Origin of the sequence: Sphingomonas sp. (assembly GCF_040398505.1) — a bacterium.
Lineage (GTDB): Bacteria > Pseudomonadota > Alphaproteobacteria > Sphingomonadales > Sphingomonadaceae > Sphingomonas.
Map to the genome: position 1 here is coordinate 1 of NZ_JBBATX010000031.1, position 1,958 is coordinate 1,958.

At 60.5% G+C, this 1,958-nt stretch carries 5 protein-coding genes; 1 reads left to right on the forward strand and 4 read right to left on the reverse strand.

What is annotated here, in order from left to right:
• From ABWP09_RS06040 to ABWP09_RS06055, 4 genes are all read right to left on the reverse strand, one after another.
• Window positions 1-836, reverse strand: an 836-nt coding sequence (locus ABWP09_RS06040) for a ribonucleotide-diphosphate reductase subunit beta (RefSeq protein WP_353204245.1), incomplete at its 3' end; no start/stop codon positions are given.
• Between the two features lie 36 nt (window positions 837-872).
• On the reverse strand, window positions 873-1,085 hold the full coding sequence (locus ABWP09_RS06045) for a hypothetical protein (RefSeq protein WP_353204246.1): 213 nt from the start codon (window positions 1,083-1,085) through the stop codon (window positions 873-875).
• Between the two features lie 40 nt (window positions 1,086-1,125).
• Entirely contained in the window at window positions 1,126-1,326 is a 201-nt protein-coding gene (locus ABWP09_RS06050) for a hypothetical protein (protein ID WP_353204247.1), read from the reverse strand.
• Window positions 1,323-1,625 (reverse strand): hypothetical protein, encoded by a 303-nt coding sequence (locus ABWP09_RS06055; protein ID WP_353204248.1) that lies wholly within the window; start codon window positions 1,623-1,625, stop codon window positions 1,323-1,325. The genes ABWP09_RS06050 and ABWP09_RS06055 overlap by 4 nt, the downstream gene beginning before the upstream one ends.
• Window positions 1,626-1,696: 71 nt before the next feature.
• On the opposite strand from ABWP09_RS06055, the gene ABWP09_RS06060 reads away from it, so the two are divergent.
• The gene (locus ABWP09_RS06060; protein WP_353204249.1) at window positions 1,697-1,957 is read left to right on the forward strand and encodes a DUF2171 domain-containing protein; all 261 of its coding nucleotides are present in this window, start codon (window positions 1,697-1,699) and stop codon (window positions 1,955-1,957) included.
• The last annotated feature ends 1 nt before the right edge of the window (window position 1,958 follow it).

A 1,958-nucleotide genomic window follows, 5' to 3' on the forward strand; every position in this document is an offset into this window, starting at 1 on the left:
TGTTCGTCGATCATGAAGATCGGCTTGAGGCCGAGCTGGCCCAGCCGCCAATCGGCGGTGAAGCGGACGTATTTCTTGATTTCCTTCGCGGTCATGCCGTTGACCGGGCCCATTTCGAAGGCGAGGTCGACGAAATTGTCCTCGAGGTGGACGGTGTGCTGGCACATCTCGCGAATGTCGGATTTCACCGCTTTGGTGAAGCAATCGCGTTCGCGCACGAAGGTGTGGAACAGCTTGATGATGCCTTCGCAGTGCAGGCTCTCGTCGCGGATCGACCAGGTGACGATCTGCCCCATGCCCTTCATCTTGTTGAATCTCGGAAAATTCATCAGCATCGCGAAGCTGGCAAAGAGCTGCAGCCCTTCGGTAAAGCCGCCGAACATGGCGAGCGTCTTGGCGATGTCCTCGTCGGTGTCGACGCCGAAATTCTGCAGATAGTCGTGCTTGTCCTTCATCTCGCTATATTCGAGGAAGGCGCCATATTCGCTCTCGGGCATGCCGATCGTGTCGAGCAAATGGCTGTAGGCGGCGATGTGCACCGTCTCCATGTTGCTGAACGCGGCGAGCATCATCTTGATTTCGGTCGGCTTGAAGATGCGGCCGTACTTCTCGTGATAGCAATCCTGCACCTCGACATCGGCCTGGGTGAAGAAGCGGAAGATCTGCGTCAGCAGGTTGCGCTCGTGATCGCTGAGCTTCTGCGCCCAGTCGCGGCAATCCTCACCCAGCGGCACTTCCTCGGGCATCCAGTGGATCTGCTGCTGGCGCTTCCAGAAATCGAACGCCCAGGGATATTCGAACGGCTTATACTGCTTGCGGGCTTCGGTGAGCGACATGGGGATTTCCTGAAGTGATGAACGAAAACGGAAGGATCAGAGCAAATGCGAGAGGCTGAACAGCGCATAGCCGAGGCCGAGCGCGATCATGCCGAGGCCAAGGCCGCGGCGGCCCGGGCTTTTGGCCGGTGGCGGGGATGTGCCGGCTGACAGCCCCCTGGGCGAGCCGACGACGAATCCGACCACCCAGCCGAAATACACGATATTGAGCGCGATGATAACGCCGAACAGATCAAAGGCATTGGTCAAAATGTCTCACTCCACGGCCGAGGGATATCGGCAAATTCGTTCATGCCGCCATGCTCCAGCGCCACATCGCGGTCGCGCTCATCGCCAGCACGATGAAGAGCGACAGCGCCATGATGCCGACCATGCGGAAGGCATAGACCTTGGCCTCGCTCGTCTCGCGGATCAGCGCGAGCAGCAGTGCAGTGCCGCTTGCCCCGAACAGCAGCGCGACGACGTACATGATGGCGATCGAAAAGGTCATCGCCGCACCGTGCGGTTGATATAGACGGTCTTGCTGCGGTGCGAGCCGACGCCGAGAAACACCACGCCGATGAAGAAGCCGAAATCGTACCAGCCGCCATTGTTGGGCACGGCATAGACCGCGATATCGGGGACGAACAGCGATGCCACCCACGCGACCGGGAAGATGAAGCCGTGCCACAGCCCGAGCAGGAAGCCCGGTGCGGCCGGCGCGACGGCGCTCGGCACCTGATGCGCGCACGCCGCGAGCAGCAGCGGTGCCGCCAGCAGTGCGTTGCGAAGGCGTAACAATCCCATCATACGTTCTCCCGTGCATCCATTGCGCAGGTAGCGCGTTTGGAGCGAGCAACGATAACGCAGGAGCTACGCAAATGGTCGACGCATCGCAGATTAAAGAACATGCCGAAGTCATCGGCGCCGACGGCGTCCATGTCGGTACCGTCGACCATGTCGTGGGCGGCCGCATCAAGCTGACCAAGAAGGATTCGGGCGCCCTCATCAACGAAGGGCATAGCGCGCATGAGGGGCATCACCATTTCATCCCGCTCGGCCTGGTCGCCGATGTCGAGGGCGGCACGGTCCGCCTCTCCGCCAACGCCGATGTGGCGGTGACGTTCGAAGAAGAGAAGTGAG